Source organism: Pseudomonas sp. SO81 (assembly GCF_030374125.1).
Classification (GTDB): Bacteria; Pseudomonadota; Gammaproteobacteria; order Pseudomonadales; family Pseudomonadaceae; genus Aquipseudomonas.
Map to the genome: position 1 here is coordinate 2,516,967 of NZ_CP126126.1, position 18,607 is coordinate 2,535,573.

At 58.3% G+C, this 18,607-nt stretch carries 16 protein-coding genes; 2 read left to right on the forward strand and 14 right to left on the reverse strand.

Going from position 1 to position 18,607, the window contains the following annotated elements; translation table 11 throughout:
* The first annotated feature begins 65 nt into the window (after positions 1-65).
* Positions 66-1,508 (forward strand): MBOAT family O-acyltransferase, encoded by a 1,443-nt coding sequence (locus tag OH686_RS11675; protein ID WP_289532742.1) that lies wholly within the window; start codon positions 66-68, stop codon positions 1,506-1,508.
* Positions 1,509-1,516: 8 nt separating this feature from the next.
* Positions 1,517-2,692 (forward strand): hypothetical protein, encoded by a 1,176-nt coding sequence (locus tag OH686_RS11680; RefSeq protein ID WP_289532744.1) that lies wholly within the window; start codon positions 1,517-1,519, stop codon positions 2,690-2,692.
* Here OH686_RS11680 and OH686_RS11685 read toward each other — a convergent pair.
* Genes OH686_RS11685 through OH686_RS11750 form a run of 14 tightly spaced genes read right to left on the reverse strand, consistent with a single transcriptional unit; the run spans position 2,631 to position 18,606 of the window.
* A complete protein-coding gene (locus OH686_RS11685; RefSeq protein WP_289532745.1) occupies positions 2,631-3,743 on the reverse strand; it encodes a glycosyltransferase family 4 protein in 1,113 nt (370 codons plus the stop codon). The two genes, OH686_RS11680 and OH686_RS11685, sit on opposite strands and share 62 nt — an antisense overlap.
* On the reverse strand, positions 3,743-4,876 hold the full coding sequence (locus OH686_RS11690) for a glycosyltransferase family 4 protein (protein ID WP_289532746.1): 1,134 nt from the start codon (positions 4,874-4,876) through the stop codon (positions 3,743-3,745). Before OH686_RS11690 ends, OH686_RS11685 begins: the two co-directional genes overlap by 1 nt.
* Positions 4,860-6,209 (reverse strand): glycosyltransferase family 4 protein, encoded by a 1,350-nt coding sequence (locus OH686_RS11695; protein WP_289532747.1) that lies wholly within the window; start codon positions 6,207-6,209, stop codon positions 4,860-4,862. Before OH686_RS11695 ends, OH686_RS11690 begins: the two co-directional genes overlap by 17 nt.
* Positions 6,206-7,468, reverse strand: coding sequence for an ABC transporter ATP-binding protein (locus tag OH686_RS11700; RefSeq protein WP_289532749.1), 1,263 nt, complete (start codon positions 7,466-7,468; stop codon positions 6,206-6,208). The genes OH686_RS11695 and OH686_RS11700 overlap by 4 nt, the downstream gene beginning before the upstream one ends.
* Positions 7,468-8,265: an ABC transporter permease gene (locus OH686_RS11705; protein ID WP_289532751.1), complete on the reverse strand. Its 798-nt coding sequence runs from the start codon at positions 8,263-8,265 to the stop codon at positions 7,468-7,470. The genes OH686_RS11700 and OH686_RS11705 overlap by 1 nt, the downstream gene beginning before the upstream one ends.
* Entirely contained in the window at positions 8,265-9,707 is a 1,443-nt protein-coding gene (locus OH686_RS11710; RefSeq protein ID WP_289532752.1) for a mannose-1-phosphate guanylyltransferase/mannose-6-phosphate isomerase, read from the reverse strand. The genes OH686_RS11705 and OH686_RS11710 overlap by 1 nt, the downstream gene beginning before the upstream one ends.
* 5 nt (positions 9,708-9,712) lie before the next feature.
* On the reverse strand, positions 9,713-10,684 hold the full coding sequence (gene gmd, locus OH686_RS11715) for a GDP-mannose 4,6-dehydratase (protein ID WP_289532754.1): 972 nt from the start codon (positions 10,682-10,684) through the stop codon (positions 9,713-9,715).
* Positions 10,681-11,613 (reverse strand): GDP-mannose 4,6-dehydratase, encoded by a 933-nt coding sequence (locus tag OH686_RS11720; RefSeq protein ID WP_289532756.1) that lies wholly within the window; start codon positions 11,611-11,613, stop codon positions 10,681-10,683. Before OH686_RS11720 ends, gmd begins: the two co-directional genes overlap by 4 nt.
* Positions 11,610-12,581, reverse strand: coding sequence for a glycosyltransferase family 2 protein (locus OH686_RS11725; protein ID WP_289532757.1), 972 nt, complete (start codon positions 12,579-12,581; stop codon positions 11,610-11,612). Before OH686_RS11725 ends, OH686_RS11720 begins: the two co-directional genes overlap by 4 nt.
* 10 nt (positions 12,582-12,591) lie before the next feature.
* On the reverse strand, positions 12,592-13,866 hold the full coding sequence (locus tag OH686_RS11730) for a hypothetical protein (protein ID WP_289532758.1): 1,275 nt from the start codon (positions 13,864-13,866) through the stop codon (positions 12,592-12,594).
* Positions 13,866-14,231 (reverse strand): EamA family transporter, encoded by a 366-nt coding sequence (locus OH686_RS11735; protein WP_289532760.1) that lies wholly within the window; start codon positions 14,229-14,231, stop codon positions 13,866-13,868. The genes OH686_RS11730 and OH686_RS11735 overlap by 1 nt, the downstream gene beginning before the upstream one ends.
* Positions 14,224-16,578, reverse strand: coding sequence for a YfhO family protein (locus OH686_RS11740; RefSeq protein ID WP_289532761.1), 2,355 nt, complete (start codon positions 16,576-16,578; stop codon positions 14,224-14,226). The genes OH686_RS11735 and OH686_RS11740 overlap by 8 nt, the downstream gene beginning before the upstream one ends.
* Positions 16,579-16,604: 26 nt before the next feature.
* Positions 16,605-17,786, reverse strand: coding sequence for an acyltransferase family protein (locus OH686_RS11745; RefSeq protein WP_289532763.1), 1,182 nt, complete (start codon positions 17,784-17,786; stop codon positions 16,605-16,607).
* A gap of 10 nt (positions 17,787-17,796) precedes the next feature.
* The gene (locus OH686_RS11750) at positions 17,797-18,606 is read right to left on the reverse strand and encodes a class I SAM-dependent methyltransferase (RefSeq protein WP_289532764.1); all 810 of its coding nucleotides are present in this window, start codon (positions 18,604-18,606) and stop codon (positions 17,797-17,799) included.
* Between the last annotated feature and the right edge of the window lies 1 nt (position 18,607).

Sequence of the window (18,607 nt, forward strand, 5' to 3'; positions counted from 1 at the left end):
TGCCGGGTTTTTCGTTTCAGCGCGGCCAGTTATCCTGCTGCGCTCGCGAACAGGACAAGCTGCACATGCTCTTCAGCACATCCATTTTCATTTATGCGTTCCTTCCCGTGGCTCTGGCTGGCTATTTTCTGCTGGCCCGGTTGAGGCAAGGCTCGCTTTCGCGCCTGTGGTTGGCCGTCGCGTCGCTGTTCTTCTACGGCTACTGGGGGCCGAAGTATCTGCTCCTGATCGGCCTGTCGATCATCGTCAACTACCTCCTCGGCACTCGTATCTCGCGCCTGGTAATGGCCGCTGGCGGCCCCACCGGGCGCAGCAAGGCGCTTTTGCTGATCGGCATCCTGCTGAATGTCGCCGGCCTCGTTTACTTCAAGTACACCGATTTCCTGATCGAAACGCTCAATACGCTGACCGGCAGCCAGGTCGCCAGCCTCAACCTGCTGCTGCCACTGGGCATAAGCTTCTTCACCTTCACCCAGATCGCCTACCTGGTGGACTGCGGCAGATCGGGGGTACGGGACTACAGCCTGGTCAACTACACCCTGTTCGTGACCTTCTTCCCCCACCTGATCGCCGGGCCGATAGTCCACCACAAGGACCTGATGCCGCAGTTCGCCAGCACCACCAACCTGCGCTTCCGCCTCGATAACTTCTCGCTCGGTCTGTTCGTCTTCGCCATCGGCCTGGTGAAGAAGGTGCTGATCGCGGACAACCTGGGACACTGGGCCAACGCCGGCTATGCCAGCGAGCAGACACTGACGATGATCGAAGCCTGGAGTACCAGCCTGCTCTACAGCTTCCAGTTGTATTTCGATTTCTCCGGCTATTCGGACATGGCGATAGGCCTCGGCCTGATGTTCAACATCAGCCTGCCGCAGAACTTCAACTCGCCCTACCAGGCCAAGAACATCCAGGACTTCTGGCGCCGTTGGCATATGACGCTGTCCAGCTGGCTACGCGACTACATCTACATCCCCCTGGGCGGGAAGCGCGCCGCACTGCCGCGCATCTACTTCAACCTGTTCGCCACCTTCCTGATTGGCGGCATCTGGCACGGCGCGGGCTGGACTTTCCTGATCTGGGGCGCGCTGCATGGCGGTGCAGTCGTCCTGCACCGTTGCTGGCAGGACTTGGGCCTGCGCCTGCCGGGTTGGCTGGGCTGGGCAATGACCTTCCTGTTCGTCAACTTCGCCTGGGTGTTCTTCCGTGCCGAGGATCTGCCGGCAGCACAGCGCATGCTGTCCAGCATGCTAGGCCTGAGCGGTGGAGGCATAGGCGGACTCGGCAGCGCCCTGCTGCCTCTCGAGGCGCTGCTGAGCCTCGGACTCGCCGCGCTGCTGGCCTTCCTGGCGCCGAACTCCCAGCAGATCGCCGGTCTGGTCCCGCATCAGGGCCGCCTGCGCTTCAGGGAGGGCATGGTAGCGGCGGCGCTGGTAGGCTTCGCCTTCTTCTATGCGCTAGTCGCGCAGATCCAGAACACCCCCTCGGACTTCCTCTACTTCAACTTCTGACGATGGCCATGGCAATGCGCGAATCGAGATTCATCCTGGCCAGCCTGGCGAGCTTCCTGCTGCTGGGCGTCGGGTACTTTCTGCTCATTGATCGCCTGGCAATAGCCGACAATCCTTTGGGCGTGTCGTACCGCCATTTCCTGCTTCGAGCCACCGATGACCTTCCCAACCGCATCATCGTTGAGAGCGGTTCCAACTCCATCCATGCAGTAGATGCCCAGGCTCTCGAACAACACTTCGGGCGGCCAACCATCATTCTTTCGGATAACGCAGGCTACCCGCTCAGCCACAAGATAGAGCGCCTAGCCAACCATCTTAAGGCGGACGACACCCTCATCCTGCCACTGGAGTGGGTGCAATATCGTGCCGACACCAAACTGCCTGCCGACTATGTCGAGTCCATTCTGGATGAGCGTGGCTCCAATGCCTTCTACTACAAGGAGCTGGGCTGGCCCGAGCGCTTCCGCTTCGTATACCAGAGCGTTCCCTTCAGGCTTGGCCTGCAATCGGCCGCACAGCTGCATGGACTCGAGTCACGAAACCCATATATCGCTGTCAGCTCGCAGGAGTCGCTGGCACGCTTCGGAAACGCGATACGCCAGTCCGCACGTGGCAGCGAGATGATTGCGGAGCGGCCGGAACTAGACGCGCTGACACGCGGGCTGGCCTGTGATCACTATCTTTTCGGATTGTTCGAGTTCCCGCAGGTAAGTGAAACCTTTCGGAACAACCTGCAGCGCCTTGCCAAGCTGCGAGATACCAGCGGGGCAACGATATTCTTTGCGTGGCCCGCCGTAGTGGCTCGAGACGACGATGAGTGCTACCAACTGTACGATCGACAGATACGCGAGTACGTCTCCACCATTCGCCGACTAACCGAGGCCCAAGGCTTCAGTTTTCTGGGGGAGCCAGAGCAGAGCCGCTTCGACCATAGCTGCATGCTGGACACCTATTACCATGTCAGCTCCACATGTGCTGGCACTCGCACTCAGCGGCTGATTACCGCATTGCAGACCCAAGGGCTCAAGCCCGGGCCCTACCTCGATCAATCAGCTCTGCAGAAGCATTTGCTGATCTATTTGCGGCAATTCGACCCGAGGGGCAAAGCCGCAATCAACTCGCCTAACGACCTAGCACTTCTCGGTAAACCTGAGCCACCTGCCGCCCCATCGTCTCCGCAGTGAACAGTTGGGCATAGCGTGTGGCGGCCTTCTCTCCCATCTGTTGCGCCATCCGAGGTTGTTCCCAAAGGGCACGCATGGCCTCGCGAAAGGCCATAGGATCGTCCGGAGGCACCACCAGACCGGTCTCACCATGAACATTGATGTAGCTGGTGCCACTACCGATTTCACAGGAGACCAGAGGCTTGCCATACATCGCAGCCTCGAGCAGGGAGATACCGAAGGCCTCGGAGCGCAAGTGCGACGGGAAGACAAAGGCACTGCATAGCTGCAGCAAGGCGCATTTGTCCTCCTCGTCGACCCGGCCGACGAAGTGGACATTGCTCAGCTTCAGCGCGGCTGCCTGGCTGCGCAACTCCTGCTCCATAGGGCCGGCGCCAGCAATGACCAGCGGATACCCTGTATCCGTCATCGCCTCCAGCAGGATGTGCAGCCCCTTGTAGTAGCGCAGCACACCCACGAACAGGAAGAAGCGCGCGCCCAGCCGACTCCGCCAATGTTCCAGGCGGGCCTCGGATGGCTGCGGGTAGGCAGCTTCATCCAGGCCGTAAGGGATCACCTGAGTCTTGTCACGGAAGCCTTGCAGTACCTCGCTACTCTCGAGGTAGTTGGGCGACGCGGCAATGATGCACTCGGCCCTGGAGAGAAAGCGGTGCATCAACGGGCGATATAACTGCAGCAGATACTTCTGGCGCACGATGTCCGAGTGGTAGGAAACCACGAAGGGCTTGTCTATTCGTGCGGCAAAATGCAGCACGTCCATGAATGGCCAGGGGAAGTGGTAATGCACCAAATCCGCTTCGCGGGCCAAAGCCTTGAGGCGCCCCAGTGCCGATAACGAGAAGCCGGTCGACGCCACCTGCAGATCGAGCCTGGCCCGATGTACCTTGTGCGTGCCGACCATCAGCTCGGCCGGATCGCGATCCGCACTGAGCGTCAGCACCTCGCTATCCACACCGAGGGGCCGGGTGCTTTCGCACAGCTGATAGATCACCTGCTCGATACCGCCAACGGTCTCCGGCAGGTAGGTCTTGAAGAAATGCAGTACTCGCACTAGCCAACTACCTCGCGGTACACACCAGCGGTGATCTGCGCGCAGCGCCGCCATGAAAACAATCGGGCCCGCTCCAGGCCGGCTTCCCGCAATCGATGCCAGAGCGACTGATCCTCGATCAGCCGCCGAATGACCTGCGCATAGACCTGCGGATCCGGATCCTCGATATAGCAACCTGCCTCGCCCGCCACTCCCGGCAGGGCGGAATTCCGTCCGAGCACCACCGGCGTGCCGCAGGCCATCGCCTCCAGCACCGGCAAGCCGAAACCTTCATACAGAGAGGGGAACAACAACATGCGCGCGCCTGCCAGCAGCTCGGCCAGTTGCTCGTCCGGCTGATAGCCGAGCAGGCGCACCTGGCCCGTGGACAATGCCATACGCAAGCTGCCCTGGAGCCGCTCGGTGTGCCACCCCGACATACCCGCGAGCAGCAACGGGTAGCGGTTGCGAATCGCCTCGGGAAGCGCCATGTAGCCGTTTAGCGCCAGCTCAAGGTTCTTACGCGGTTCTAGGGTACCGACACAGAGCAGATACTGGCGGGGCAGGAGCCCCATCGTCGCCAACAGCGGCGCCAGCTCTTCATCCGTCCGTGGCCGGAACCGTTCGGCGTAACCGAGAGGAGCGACTACCAGCTTTTCGGCGGCGATACCGTAGTGGCGCCGGGCCTCATCGGCGACGTACTGCGAGTCGACCAGAACTCTGGTCGCGCGCTGCAGCCCCGTCTGCACATGGCGCTCGATCTCACGCAGCCGGTCTGCCGGCTGGGTATGCGGATAATGCACATGCGCCAGGTCATGCAGCGTCATCAGCATCGGTCCATCGAACTCGAATGGCCAGAGGCTGGGCTCGTGGTAAAGCGCCGGTCGAAGCCGCCGGACGCCACGGCTAAAGCCTCGCTGTTCGATTGCACGGCGCAGGCGATACGCCTGCGGAACCAAATCCTTGATCAGGTTGCTGAGGCGCGAGTATCCGGGCATGGGCGCGGAAGGCAGTTCGCCCCCCCAGTTCCACCCGCCATAGAGTTCGAGCTCGAGACCTTCCTCGCCATGCAGCGCCTCGCACAATTCGGCGACATAGTGGCCGATGCCGGTGCGTGGCGCCCGCAGGATGCTGACGTTAAGCGCTACGCGCATGGTGCCCCACCCGGCCCGTTTCGACACCTTCGATCAGCTGTGCCGCGCTCTCGCGCCAATCTATCCATCGCCATCCCGAGAGCGCCTTGTCAGCCGGGAACTGACCACTCGACTCGAAGCGTTGGACAAGCTCGGCAAGGTCGGACGGACGATCCAGGCTGAAGTAAGCCATATGCTCGCCGCCGATCTCACGGAACACGGGCAGATCGCTGCCCATGGCCGGCAGGCCGCGCTGCATCGCCTCTACGAGAGGAAGGCCAAAGCCTTCGGCGTGAGACGAGAACACCAGGGCGGCCGCTTTCGAATAGGCCAGCTCGAGTCCGTTGTCATCGACATCGTTGAACATGAACAGGCGGCGACCGAACTCGGCATGCTCGCGAATGCGCTTGATCAGGGCCTCGCACTTCCAGCCTACACGACCGATGATGCACAGGCAGGCCTGGCTACCCTCGGCCCATGCCAGCTCGAACGCATCCAGCAGATAGGCGTGGTTCTTGCGCGGCTCGATGGTGCTCACCGCCAGGAAAACCTGGCGACCGGACTCGAACAGCCCGACCAGCTCTGCCGCCGGCGCGCCCGCCTCGTCACGCAGATCCAGTTCGGAGCCCAGGTGGAAATAGCCGTACCAGCGTTCGGCGGCGGCATCGCCCCCCAGGCGCTGAGTGATCTCATCGCGTACCTGTTCGCTCACACTCTGCGAGATCGACATGTAGCCGTCAGCCTGGTGCACTACCCAGTCGAACCACATGTTGAAGACGCTGCGCAGGCGCTCCTCGAAGAACTCGGGGCGCACCACCGGGATCAGGTCGTATATGACCGCAATCACCCCCACCCCGCGGCGCTTGAGCCCCTCGATCTGGGCAAAATGCTGGGAATGCCATGACGAGTCGAGCAGAACCAGCTGATCGCCAGGCTGGGCCTCAAAAGGCTCCGCACGCTGCTGCAAGGGATCGTAGCCGAGCAGCCGCAGCGCCCTCAGGGCAACAGTCAGCGGTAGCCCGAGCAGCCGCCAGAGCACGAAGAAAACGCGTCGTGCGTTGTGCCAGCGGCGCATTGGCCAACGCCCCTCGTATCGCCCGTGTAGCCGCCAGAACGCCTGATTGAGACGCTCAAGCCATGCGTAGGCTTTGGCTGGCAACGTCCGGCCCTCACTGCCCGGCGTAAGTTGTGCCACACGGTACAGGCGATTGTGGGCAAACAGCACGGGGACACACTCGACAGTGCCCGATGCCGGCTCGAGCTGCCGGACGATATTGCGCACCACACGCTGGATACCGGAATTGACTCCGGGATTGCGGAAGACGTTGGTGCACTCGAATAACAGACGACTCAAGACTGCCCCTCTCGAACGATTCCGCTGGGCAGGGAGCTCTGCCGTTGCAAGCTGGCCGTGGCGCCCAGCCAGGCGCAGCCAACGAAGTTTTCCTGATCACGGTTAACCACATGGAACACGACGCTGTAGTCGCGCCATTCGTAGTTGCCCACGAGATGCGAGTCCTCTTGCGACAAGCATAGGGAAACCGAGTAGTTCCCACTCCCGAGGCGCACAGGGAAATCGAAACGGAACACTAGGCGCTCACCGACTTCGAGCGTCTCCTCGCTCAATGCCAGGCGATGAGTGTTGATGCCGTATATCTCCTGACCGAAGCGGTCCTTGATCAGGAAACCCAGGCCGAGGCGCGCCAATGGCTGGTGAACCAGTACCTCCACCTCCAGCGCCGCCTGCTCCCCAACCGCGAACGCCTCGCTGGCCTGCCCCTGCTCGTCGAGCAGGCGAACCGCCTGGATGCTGGCCTCACCGCTGCCAGATATCGTCTGGGTGTGGCCCGATGCCAGCCGCTCCTGGCGGATCGAGTTGCCTTCCCGGTCTGCCATCAGGGCGTTGTAGTAGTCCAGCACACCATCGGGGGGCCCCTCCTGGAGCAGCCGACCACCATGCAGCAGCAGTGCACGATCGCAGATCGACTGAATGGCATAGCGGTCATGGGAAACGATCAGCAGCGTAGTGCCGTGACGGCGGAACTGACGAATGCGCTCGAAGCTCTTGTGCTGGAAATAAGCATCGCCCACCGACAGGGCCTCGTCGACGATCAGGATATCGGGGCGGCGGGCCGTGGCGATGCTAAACGCCAGGCGCATCTGCATGCCGCTGGAGTAAGTACGAATGGGCTGGTCGATAGCGGCGCCGATCTCGGCGAATGCCTCGATCTCGGGCATGAGCTGATCGATCTCCGCCAGCGTCAGCCCCAGCAGTTGACCGGCCATGAGCACGTTCTGCCGGCCGCTGAAATCGGGGTGGAAACCCATACCCAGTTCCAGCAGGGCTGCCACCCGCCCTTCGAAACGTATGTTGCCTTCAGTAGGGATGCTGGTACCGGTAATCAGCTTGAGCAGAGTGCTCTTGCCGGCGCCATTGATACCGACCAGGCCAATGGCCTCCCCCGGGCGGACCTCGAAGCTGACATCGCGCAACGCCCACACCAGTTCGTGACGCGGCCCACACCAGGGCAGCAGCCACTCGGCCAGGCGCGCCCAACGGGTCGGATAGTGTTTGAAGGCCTTGCCCAGCCCTTGTACGCGCACCCAACCCATCAGAGTTCATCCAGCATATCCGCGCTCTTGGCGCGATATAGCAGCAAAGCGAAGATCCAGCAGGAAACACCCACCAGGCCTACCGGCAACAACTCCGGCCAATTCGGCCAGGCGTCATGCAGGAAGATCCCCTGGTAGGCCTGCATCAGGCCGCTCATGGGGTTGAGCGCCAACCAGGGCTGCAAGGCCTCAGGCAGGATGTTCAGCGGATAGACGATGGGGGTCAGCCAGAACCAGAGCTGCAGGCCTATCGAAAAAAGCTGGCCGACGTCGCGAAAGAACACATTCAGCACGCCGAGCAACAGTCCCAGGCCGAGCGCCAGCAACAGCTGCAGCCCCAACAACAGAGGCAGCGCCACTAGCGCCTCACCCGGTAGACGGCCGATCAGGGCGAGCACCACGAGGAACAGACCCAGCGTTATCGCGAAGTTCAGCAGGGCCGAAAAGAACACGATCACTGGCAGACAAAGGCGAGGAAAGCTGAGTTTCTTCAGGAGGTTGGCGTTGTCAAGGAACATCGTCAGGCTGCGATTCAGCACCTCGGCGAACAAACCCCAGGTCAGGATGCCGACACAGATGAAGATGCCGTAGGCCAGGCTATCGTCCACCCCGGCAAGCCGAGCACGCATCACCTGAGAGAAGATCAGCGTATAGATCAGGATCATCGCCAGGGGCTGCAGCAACGGCCACAAGGCACCGAGCAGAGAGTTGCGATAACGGCTCTGGAAGTCGCGCTTGACGCTACTGAGGATAAAGCCGCGATAAATCCACAGATCACGGCCAAGCAAGGACAGCACTAGCGCACCCTGCCGTAGTGATCCTGGAAGCGAACAATATCGTCTTCGCCAAGATACTCGCCGCTCTGCACCTCGATCATCACCAGATCGATCACGCCCGGATTCTCCAAGCGGTGCTTGTGTCCTGCCGGAATGAATGTCGACTCATTGGTATTGACCAGCAACTCGCCCTCACCATTAACGACCCTGGCCATGCCGCTGACGACAATCCAGTGCTCGCTGCGGTGGTGGTGCATCTGCAGGGAAAGCGAGCCGCCTGGCTTGACCACGATGCGCTTGATCTTGAAACGCGGCCCTTCTTCCAGAACCGTGTAAGTACCCCAGGGACGAGCAACCGTGCGATGCAGGCGGTAGGCATCATGGCTCTGCGCCTTGAGACGCTTGGCGACCTGGCGCACCTCCTGGGCACGATCGGCATGGGCGACCAGCACCGCATCCGCGGTATCGACAATGATGAGATTGTCCAGGCCGACGGTAGCCACGAGACGAGTTTCGCCCAGCACCACGGTGTTGCGCGTCTCGATGAGAATCGCCTCGCCCTGCACCCGGTTCTGCTGGGCATCGGCCGGAATCAGTTGCGACAGGGCTCCCCAGGAGCCGATATCGCTCCAGTCGAACGACGCGGGCACCACCGCGACGGAACTGGAGTGCTCCATCACCGCATAGTCGATCGAGATATCCGGAAGCTCGGCGAAGCTTCGAGCATCCAGCTCCTGCAACAGCACACCCGCGCTGTCGTGAGCGGGGCTGGCGGCCACGCATTCTTCGGCCAGTTGCAGAAGCTCGGGGGCATGGGCGCGCAGCTCGCGCAGGATGCTGCCTATGCTGAAGCAGAACATCCCGGAGTTCCAAAGGAAGCGGCCGCTGCGCAGGTATTCCTGGGCGGTCTGCAGGTCCGGCTTCTCGACGAATCTGGCGACCCGACACGCTTCCTGCTCGTCCAGTGCCTCGCCTGTCTCGATATAGCCGAAGCCCGTCTCGGGTGCGGTCGGCGGGATACCATACGTCACCAGGTGTCCTTGGGCAGCCAGGCGCACGGCCTGCTCGGTCGCCAGTCGGAAAGCCTCCACATCCTGGATCAGGTGATCGGCCGCCATGACTACCAGGACAGCCTCCTCGCCATGCCGCTTGGCCAGCGCTAGGGCCGCAACCGCAATCGCCGGCGCCGTATTGCGCCCTTCGGGTTCCAGCAGAAAATGCCCGCGGCAGTGCGCGATCTTGGCTTCGGCAAAATGATCCTTGCTGGCGAAGTACAGTTCGCGGTTGGTGACCGTGACTATCTCGCCGCCTCCGGCGAGCAGTGCCGCAGCCCGGGCATATGTCTTGCCCAGCAGCGACTCGCCATCCGGCAGGCGCATGAAGGGCTTCGGGTGCGCCTCGCGCGAGACCGGCCAGAGCCTGGTGCCTGCTCCGCCGGACATGACCACTGGGATGATCTGCATGGCGACTACTCGCGGCCGACACGACGCAGATCGGCGTCGACCATCATCTGGATGAGCTCCACCAGCGGAGTCTTTGGAGCCCAACCCAGAGCCTTCTCGGCCTTGGCCGGATTGCCCAGCAGGATATCGACTTCCGCAGGGCGGAAGAACTGCGGGTCGATGATCACGTGATCCTCATAATTGAGGCCGACATGCTCGAAGGCCAGCTTGCACATTTCCCGCACGGTGGTGGTCACGCCGGTAGCGACCACATAGTCGTCGGCGCGCTCCTGCTGCAGCATCAGCCACATCGCCTCGACATAGTCGCCAGCAAAGCCCCAGTCACGCTGAGCGTCGATATTGCCCAGGCGCAACTCTTTCTGTTTGCCGAGCTTGATACGGGCAACGGCGTCGGTCACCTTGCGGGTGACGAACTCGATGCCGCGCAGCGGCGACTCATGGTTGAACAGAATGCCGCTGGAGGCATGCAGGCCGAAGCTTTCGCGGTAGTTGACCGTGATCCAGTGTCCATACAGCTTGGCAACGCCGTACGGGCTGCGAGGATAGAACGGCGTGCTCTCGTCTTGCCGTTCGGCCTGGATCAGACCGAACATCTCGCTGGTCGAGGCCTGGTAGAAGCGGGTTTCCGGGCTAAATTGGCGGATTGCCTCGAGTGCGTGAGTCACCCCGAGGCCGTCGACCATGGCTGTGGTAACGGGCTGGTCCCATGAGGTCGCAACGAAACTCTGCGCGCCAAGGTTGTAGAGCTCTGCGGGCTTCGACTTGATCACCGCACGCTGCACCGAACAGGCGTCGGCCAGGTCCCCTTCGATGAAGCGAATCGACTGCTCGACCCCCAGCTCACGCAAACGCCAGCGGGTATCGCTGCTGCGGCGAGCGACCAGGCCGTGCACCTCATAGCCCTTCTCGAGCAACAGTTTGGCCAGATACGCGCCGTCTTGTCCGGTAACGCCAGTGATCAAAGCAGACTTGGTCATTCTTGTACTTCTCGTTCTTCCCAATCAGAGAGCACGCTCTGCAGGGTTTTAGTGATCGAAATGCCGGGTTTCCAACCGGTCTCGTTTTGCAACTTCTGCGAACTGCCAACAACCCTGCGCTGCTCGCTCGGTCTCAGCCGGGCCAGGTCCTGCACCAGCTCAACCTGCACGCCTGCCAACTGGGCAAGCTGCATAGCCGCATCGCGGATGCACAGCTCGGCACCGGAGCACACGTTGTAAACCTCGCCATTACGGCCGTCCCGCAGGAGATGCAGATAGGCGGCGATGACATCGTTCACATCGAGGAAATCTCGCGTGACATCGATATCACCAACCTCCAGCCTGGGCTGCTGCCACCCTTTGCGGATGCGCACCATCTGCCGCGCCATGCTGGGGATGACAAAATCCTCACGCTGGCCTGGGCCGATATGGTTGAACGGACGGGCGATCATGATGCGCCATGGCTCGACGTAACTCCACTGCTGGCAGAGCAGCTCGGCGGAAACCTTGCTGACCGCGTAGGGATTGCGAGGTCTGGGCGCGAGGGTTTCGACAATTGGTAGGTTGCGTTCGGCGACAGCGCCATAGACGTCACCGGAGCTGACAAACAGGAATGCCCCTTGGAAACCATTGCCCTTGAGCGCCTGCAACAGATTGAGGGTGCCGAGCAGGTTCACTTGCAGGGTATGCGCTGGATTCCGGAAGGCTTCAGGAACGAATGTCTGTCCCGCGAGGTGGATAACTGCGTCGGGCACCCGCCCCTTGAGCATGGCGGAGATATCGTCAGGACAACAAAGGTCGTAGCTGGCAGCCTGCTCCAGCAACTCCCACTCCCGTCCCCACTCGGAAGTCTCGAGGTAGGCCCTCAATCGCTGCCCCACGAATCCCGAGAGGCCCGTAACCAAAAGCGTGCGCCTGGACTCGCTCATCTATGCACCCGCTTCAGCAGCAGATCACCAATGGGCTGGGTAGGCGTGGCCGCGATATCGTAGGAAAAGAATGCCAGCATGAACTGCAATCCCGAGAGCAGTGAAAGACTCGCGATCATGATAGTCCCGGTAGGGGTCACCTGACCTGACAGGAAGCCGCTGTACCAATGAACCACACCAAATACCAGGCCGAATGACAGGAGCGCCGTGCCCGCTAGCAGCTCCAGTGAGGCTAGCGACATGTCCCGCAGAAAATAGTTGTAGAAAATACGTTTGAAGAAGTTACGCATGTTCTTTGAAAAGAACTCGCCAATGATGTCCTTGATCTTGAGATTGCTGACCTCTTCGCCATAACAAGCATCCATGGGGACATCGGCGACTACTGCGCGCAAGGTATTGAGCCGAAACAGCATATCGGTCTCGAAGAAATAGCGCTGGCTGATGCGCTCAAACGGCAGATGGTCCGCCACGCGCGCATCAATCGCAGTGTATCCATTGGTTGGGTCGAACGTTTGCCAGTAACCAGTGGACAGCTTTGAAATCAGCGACAGCCCGGCATTGCCAATGAGCCGAACAGTGGGCATGCGCCTGATATGGGCCAGATCATAGAAGCGGTTGCCTTTGGCATAGTCCGCCTTACCTTTGAGTAACGGGAAGATGATCTTGGGAAGCAGCGCCGGATCCATCTGACCATCGCCGTCGATCTTCACGATGATGTCAGCACCATCCTTGATGGCCTCACGATAGCCAGCCATCACTGCCCCGCCTACCCCGAGGTTCACTTGGTTAAATACCAGCCGCACACGCGGGTCTGTGCAGTTCTCCTTTACATAAGCCCCACTTTGATCGGGACAACAGTCATCAATCACATAGATGTGTGCCACCTCGCTACCGATCCGAGATATCACATCCAGAATATGCTCTCGCACTTTATAGCAAGGCAGAACCACCGCAACGCACTTGCTCATCTCGCCCCCTCTAGTGCGCTCGTTCCAGCCCGAAGTTAGCCAGAATATAATTATATATTTCGTGATTCTGAATAGTCGCGGGGAACTTCAGCTGCTGCGAATAGATATCTCCCTGCGGCTTGTGACTGCCAGTGCGCAGAGTAACTTCCTCGAACAGCGAATAGAACGGATACCCCTGACCGTTGATCATCAGAACGGCACCCTGCTCAATTCTTTCCCATATCTGAAACTGGAAAAATAGCCTGGATGCCAGCGGTGCGCGCTCGACATGGAAGGCTGCCTGCCCCGCGATATGTGCCTCCTTGAGTACTCGCTCCGCGTGCTCCGCCTCTTCCGGTGATGCGAAGAATACATGGCCATCATTGGTCATGGCCTGCTCCACACGAGAAAATGCTAGCCCCACCGAGGCCAGAAAACTCTCTGGATTCTTCTGCCGGTATAGATACTCATCCTGAGACACCGAGCAGAACTGCGAAAAGGCATTTGTCACTACCCAGTTGGGCTCGTCTTTCAAGGCCGAGAACAGGATTCCTATCGCATGATCGAAGAGACGAAACGCGACTTTCATTTCGGCCGACAATCCACCGTCAATCGTCCATTTGTGATGTTGAAGGTGAGCGATGGAGTTCAAGAACAACAACGAGAACTGCGGCTTGTGCGAGCGGTAGTAGCGCGCAAACAACACTGCATTGACCACGTCGAACAGAACAAACAGCAAATACTCGGAAAGGCCGCCCTTCAGGATATTCCAGATGATCCTCGGCGCCTGGGGGATCAGACTACAGGCGATCTTCGGCCGTAAGCAGAAGCGAACCAGACGTCCAAACTCCTTGGCCAGCTGGGCCTTGTCGAGATCACAATAGTTCTTGGAGTAATAACGGGGAAAGGCGAGTAAGTCGTTCAGCTCCGCAGGGAAAGCAGCCTCGCTGAAGGTCCAGGGATCGGGGAAAAAGAAAGCGGCCTTCTCTGCACTTCCTTTACTCGCGTTCATCGCCCCCCAGACACCACAGGTATAGCCTGCAGCGTCGAGTCGCTCCCACACCTGGGGATAACGAAGTGCCGGCACGTCACCGAGGTGACCGACACCATGTTCTGCGGAAGTTTTCCCCGTATGGATCGAAACCCATTGGACCCAGGGATCCAGGCCGAAGCGCTCGTGCTGATCCAGAGTTATGGTCTGGCTATGCTGAAAGCTGAGCAATCGTTGCAGATTCTTGCATCCCAGCGAAGTTGCGGCCAACTGCATGAGTTCAGGATCAAACTCGTTAATCTCCAGGAGAAACATCAGCTCGCCCCCTGATATTGACAAATGGCGATGCCCAGCATGATTACCAAGCTGCCCACTATGGTCGCAACCGTGACTTTTTCCCCAACGAAGAAGTAGCTCATCACCGGCACAATAATGTATGCAAGGGCTGTCAGTGGATACGCTATAGAAAGAGGAAGCACTTTCAAGACATATATCCACGCCAGGATGGTTATCGCATACAGGAAAACTGCCATCATAAGATAAGGATTAGTAGCGAAAGAGACGATCCAATCTGACAGTTTTTCACCACCCCATTTAGCCGCGCCCAGCTTGAACAAAAGCTGCCCGCCCGCCATGGAAAATGCGGTGGTAATGGCCACTAGAATCGCAGCATTATTCATGGCGCCTACCCCAACTAACCCACGCTACAAAACACCAAAGCATTACACCAATACTCGAAAGCATCAGGCCAACCAGAAATGAGCGGGGAGCGTAGATGATTTCTATTCTGCTCTTGCCCGCCGGAAAGTGCACTGCCTTGCCAACCACATTCGCAGGATAAACTTCGGTATCGCGTCCGTTAACTATAGCTTTCCAGCCTGGGAAATAGGCATCGCCCAAATACAGCCAGCCTGAGCAATCACTTTCCACAGTAACCACGTGCGCTGCTTGTGAGCGTTTAACCCACTCGTACTCAGCAGGCTTAGGTGCCTCGACCGCACAAGAGCCACCTTGTAATCCTTTACGCCCCGAGACTTCCACGTATAGCGTATCGACTGTAGAACTCTTCAGTTTCTCCAACGCTTGCTCGGCAGTACCGACCGACTCGGCATGCGCATATGCCCGAAGCATAGGTAATGCATGCGTGTTTCTATATAGGACAAGTCCGTTTTCACCACGGTACATCACGTCCAAACCCGGCAAGTCTAAAGGCACAGAGCGAGCAATATACTTTATACTGAACAGGTCTATCAAACGCAGTGGAGAAACATTGGCAGCCGAGCCTTTAATCTCCTCCAAAATCGTTGACTCAACTATTTCACGACGGCGCAATGAGAGTCCAAGAGCTCCATCCATTGACGGCACACCGGACACCATAGCGGGGAAAGGACTAAGAGCATCCAGAAAAGCACCATACTTAGCATCTAAGTTTGGGGAGTTGGGCGGATAAAATACAAAAAGAAGCGCATCAGGATCAACAACGCCACGAAATTCGGCGTAATTATCGTCGCCCTTTATATGAGCTATCGCCTCAGGCTGAGGAATAGAGGACGGCGAGTAGAAATTAAATACATGACCCCTTACAAGTACTGCATCTACCAGAACCACGGCCGAAACCGCAACGGGGATAAATTTAGAAAAACGCGAGCCGGCCAATACACATACAGCAATGCAGACGAGAATCGGATATATGTAATTCTCAACGCCAAAGGATGAATCAAAACAAAGAGCCGACAGCAGCGCAACAAGAACGCAAACCAGAGTGGCGATTCCTCGTACGCCAATCCGCTGAGCCACGCCACGCCACGCCACCGCCCCTTCAGAAAGCGTCGACAACGTGTAAGCCGCCAAAATACTAAGACCCATTACAGCTAGCGGCAGAAATGGATGCATAATCCTATAATTGTGTAAGCCTGGAACAAGATTGTACTCATAAACAAGTTTGAATATTGGCGACGCAAACTCGATGCCCAAATTGAAAAGAACAAAGGCAGGCAGCGCATGAGCCTTCACTCTAAATGGGGCCCTCAAAAACAATGCAAGCAGTGCCAGCGCGCAAACTGCCCATGACGAAAGACTACCGATCGTTATGACTTCCGGCTTCACTTGCCAATCGAAAAAGAAAAATCCAGCCATATAAGAGCTGAATGAAACAATACCCGCCAGCGGGAGAGGAGTGCCGCCACTTCGATGCGATTCTCTAACTAACTCAAAAAGAGAAACAAGCTGCACTGCAGACAACAACAGCGCAATAACTAGCGCCACCCCTCCACCTAGCAGCAAACCCCGCCAATTCGAAAATATAAATTCTCTTCCTTCCTTTTGGAGGACCAGCGCCACGCCGTAGGCCATCAAATATATTGCCGCCCCATGAGCAATATGAGGATAGCCTGCGAAAATCAATAATGATGCGGACAACGGCATCCACAAAGAACGCAGTATGCTTGGGCTCTTCAACCAATACTGTACCGCCAGAAAGAGCCACGGCATCCATGCCAGAGCTCCAGCAACACTAATGTTGTACTGAAATCCTAACCAAACACTTGAGTAACTTACGGTTATCGCTGCAAATAAAGCCGCCCAGCCATTAATCCCTAGAGAGCGACAGAGAAAATATACTCCAAGGCCACTCAGCAACATATCCAGCCAGTGCACAATACCAAAGCCGTAATTCGGCTCGAATAGAGCGCCCGCAATATTTACTGGATTAAGAAAGCCACCTTGGCTTTCTGCGAACAACGGATGTCCCCCGTAGATCCCCGTAGACCATAGAAGGCTGTCTCCCCCATGCAACCAGCGACTGAGCAGAGTAAGAAGCGATAGGCCGTGATGAGCGGCATCGCCATGGAGGATCAAAAATCCATGAGCCAGCGACGGCCACCAGAACGAAGTTACAAGTGCTACGTAGACAGCTATAGGCAACCAGTTGCTATCTAGGAAGCTGTGCGCCAGCGATAGCGATCGGCTCCCACGGTGGCCTGGCAAATCGCTGACCAAAGAATCAATCGACATTAATGCCTTACTCATACGTAATTTTAGACAATAGGACCCTGTCAGGCCTGCTTGGCCTCAAGGTTGGAAGCCTGATGATTCCGCCCCTGCCCATTCATTATTCCAGCGGCGATATGTGCGCCCTTACGACGCAGAGGAACCTCTACAAATCTGTAGTTGGCCTCGCTCAACACAGCAATCAAGACAAATGCCGTGACCACCAACTGCAGCGTGTAGCCGGTATCCACACCGACACCATTTGCCACCGCGTGGCGCGACCATATTTCGTGGCTGAGGCGATAGGCGGGGAAATGGATGACATATATCCCGTAGGACCTCGCACCCAGCCACTGCAATACCCCGGAGAGCCAGGAAGGGCAGTAGATATAGCCGGCGTTGAAACTAGCCAAGAAAACCAGAATGGCCGAAACAATGGCGATCAATCCAACAGCTGCCGGCAGCGCAGCCATCTGCCCCACAATGGCGCCCAGCAGGTATATCAGCAGTAAGGTGACGGCTAGTGCCAGCAACGGGTTGTCCTTGAGGAGAGTCGGCTCGAACTGGCGATACATTTCCGATCGGGAAAAGATGCAGATCAGCACACCCCACATCATGGCGTCCAGACGGATTGATGAGGCAAATGCGGCACTGGCATCCCCCAGCATGTTCCGGTCAAAGCCGAACTGCAGGGCAATCAATGCAAACAGCGCGGCAACACGCCACTTGGTGGAGGGCACGAACAGCAGGAAAAGCGGGAATATGAAGTAGAACTGCTCTTCCAGAGCCAGGCTCCAATAAACGGAGTTGGGGCCGAGAATCGCCCCAAACTGATTGGCAAGGTTCCCGCTGAAAGTAACAACCGCCGTTATGCTGCGTAGATTCTCATACCAACTACCGAACACCCCGGTGCTGTTGAAAGAGATGGAGAGCACCAGGGGAATGAGGACCCATAGCCATGCCGTTGGCAAGAGCCGATAAATTCGACGAATCCAGAAGGCCTTAGCGGCAATCCAGAAGCGCCCTCGCTCCCGCTGCTCATCAAAGACATTGAGATATGCCCGGCACACCACATAACCCGAAATACAGAAGAACAGATCGACGCCTGTCCACGGCATAAATACGTTAAAAACGGAGGAAAACAGCGAGTCATATTGAGGCAGCAAACTTGGCAGATGGCACAGCATCGTCATGCCGATGGCAACCGCTCTTAAATACTCTATTTCAAGATTCTTCTTGCTGCTCATTGTCTACCGCCTATTCGCTGGGCTTGCGGGCGATGATCGCCTGGCTCTTCGGCATGGCCTCATCCAGCGCCTTCTTGACGCGCAGGCCGTCGGGCATGGAAAGCAGCGTGCTCCAAGTGTTCCCCCAGCTACGCAGCAGCGGATGCCAAGGCTCCGACAGGTCCTGCTTGCAGCTCCAGAAGAAGAACCACCACATCGACCAGAAGAAGCCATAGCTTGTCTTCCGCTCGATCACGAGACCGGCATCAAGAACCAGCTGTTCGAAATCGTCACGCTCAAAGATTCGGATATGGTTGGGGTGCTCGAAGTAAGACGCGGGCGCAAGCGGCTTCTGCACGCTCTCGGCCAACGGATCAGGAACCGTCAGCAGAAACTGGCAGCCCGGCTTGGCCACCCGTACCAGCTCACTCATGAACTTGGCCGGGTCGGCGACGTGCTCTAGTACTTCCATTGCAACAATTTTGTTAACTCGCCCATCCTCCAGCGGAATGGGATCGGCATCGGTCACAAGCGGAATGACGGCGCGGGCAGCCGACGACTTGAGCCTGGCTTCGAGGGCAGCGATCTTGGCTCCATCGATATCCGCACAGATTATCTCGGCGCCCTGGTTCGCGCAGAACTGGGTGAAAGCACCATCGCCACAGCCGATGTCGAGCACCGAGTCTTCAGCGCGAATCGGAAAGCCCTCGAACAGCTCTCCACTCTCGTTGCGAAACCAGCCGCTCAACTGAGCATCGACCAGCGTCGAGTGCTCGACGGGCACCTCCGGCTCGGCAGGTGTAGGCGATGGGGACAGCAGACGCTTGATAGTCTTCAGCATG

Excerpts from the sequence above, each read along its gene's own strand:
- OH686_RS11675 (WP_289532742.1), top strand. The coding sequence starts at position 66 with ATGCTCTTCAGCACATCCATTTTCATTTATGCGTTCCTTCCCGTGGCT.
- OH686_RS11680 (WP_289532744.1), top strand. The coding sequence starts at position 1,517 with ATGGCAATGCGCGAATCGAGATTCATCCTGGCCAGCCTGGCGAGCTTC.
- OH686_RS11690 (WP_289532746.1), bottom strand. The coding sequence starts at position 4,876 with ATGCGCGTAGCGCTTAACGTCAGCATCCTGCGGGCGCCACGCACCGGC.
- OH686_RS11700 (WP_289532749.1), bottom strand. The coding sequence starts at position 7,468 with ATGGGTTGGGTGCGCGTACAAGGGCTGGGCAAGGCCTTCAAACACTAT.
- OH686_RS11710 (WP_289532752.1), bottom strand. The coding sequence starts at position 9,707 with ATGCAGATCATCCCAGTGGTCATGTCCGGCGGAGCAGGCACCAGGCTC.
- gmd (WP_289532754.1), bottom strand. The coding sequence starts at position 10,684 with ATGACCAAGTCTGCTTTGATCACTGGCGTTACCGGACAAGACGGCGCG.
- OH686_RS11720 (WP_289532756.1), bottom strand. The coding sequence starts at position 11,613 with ATGAGCGAGTCCAGGCGCACGCTTTTGGTTACGGGCCTCTCGGGATTC.
- OH686_RS11725 (WP_289532757.1), bottom strand. The coding sequence starts at position 12,581 with ATGAGCAAGTGCGTTGCGGTGGTTCTGCCTTGCTATAAAGTGCGAGAG.
- OH686_RS11730 (WP_289532758.1), bottom strand. The coding sequence starts at position 13,866 with ATGTTTCTCCTGGAGATTAACGAGTTTGATCCTGAACTCATGCAGTTG.
- OH686_RS11735 (WP_289532760.1), bottom strand. The coding sequence starts at position 14,231 with ATGAATAATGCTGCGATTCTAGTGGCCATTACCACCGCATTTTCCATG.
- OH686_RS11740 (WP_289532761.1), bottom strand. The coding sequence starts at position 16,578 with ATGAGTAAGGCATTAATGTCGATTGATTCTTTGGTCAGCGATTTGCCA.
- OH686_RS11745 (WP_289532763.1), bottom strand. The coding sequence starts at position 17,786 with ATGAGCAGCAAGAAGAATCTTGAAATAGAGTATTTAAGAGCGGTTGCC.
- OH686_RS11750 (WP_289532764.1), bottom strand. The coding sequence starts at position 18,606 with ATGCTGAAGACTATCAAGCGTCTGCTGTCCCCATCGCCTACACCTGCC.